This window comes from Alkalimonas cellulosilytica (genome assembly GCF_036325985.1).
In the GTDB taxonomy this organism is placed as follows: domain Bacteria; phylum Pseudomonadota; class Gammaproteobacteria; order Enterobacterales; family Alteromonadaceae; genus Alkalimonas; species Alkalimonas cellulosilytica.
This window is the reverse complement of the sequence record NZ_JAUHLI010000054.1, coordinates 1-672: the sequence shown is the minus strand read 5'-3', so window position 1 is coordinate 672 and position 672 is coordinate 1. Positions and strand designations below refer to the sequence as shown.

The window sequence follows — 672 nt, the reverse complement described above, 5'->3', positions numbered from 1 at the left end:
CCCAATTGCAGAGCACGCTGCCGCAGCGCCTGTTTGCTGGGGACACGCTCCGCGATGCTGCAGCCGAAAACCTGCAGATGGACCCGCTCCATCAGTTGCTGCACTTCATCGCGCGTGCACAGTTGCAGCAGCTCAATGGCGTGAATAAAGCCCTGGGCGCGCATCCGCTCGGTCTGGTTGTCGCCTCCCGCACGGCTGATGGTAAAAATGTCTCTAAACTGCCGCTCTAAATCGAGCATTGCCAAATCCCGTTGTGCCATGTTCATGGTGTGCTCCCTATCAAATATAAATTGCATCCCTGCACTGTTTTCCTTAAAACATCCTGCTGCCAGCCTGGCAATCACCTGTCCGCTCTGGTGACATCAAAATCCTGATGCCAAGAATAGCCCCTTGTGCTTGAAAGGCCATACTGTGTGTTTGCACAGTATCCATTTTTCATACAGATCGCGTTTTCCTTTTACCGCTTTACAAGCCAAAAAAAGGAGCGCATGAGACCATTACAAAACTCGCCATCACGGTAATAATGAACTGCAACGTGTAGCGAAAGATGTTTTCTGTCAGTGGTGTGGTTAAGTTGCCCCGGCTTTTCTCTTTTTTAATAGCCTCTTCAGTTTGATGGATCACAGTCCAAATCAGGTATATAGCGCATAATGCAAGTACCATGCTTTGTGT

2 protein-coding genes are annotated in these 672 nt (G+C 49.4%); both read right to left on the bottom strand.

The features are described from left to right. Positions 1-266 (bottom strand): hypothetical protein (locus QWY20_RS18500; protein WP_330130455.1); only part of this gene is annotated, 266 nt, incomplete at its 3' end. 199 nt (positions 267-465) lie between these two features. Further along, the coding region (locus QWY20_RS18495) for a hypothetical protein (RefSeq protein WP_330130454.1) at positions 466-672 on the bottom strand (207 nt) is incomplete at its 5' end.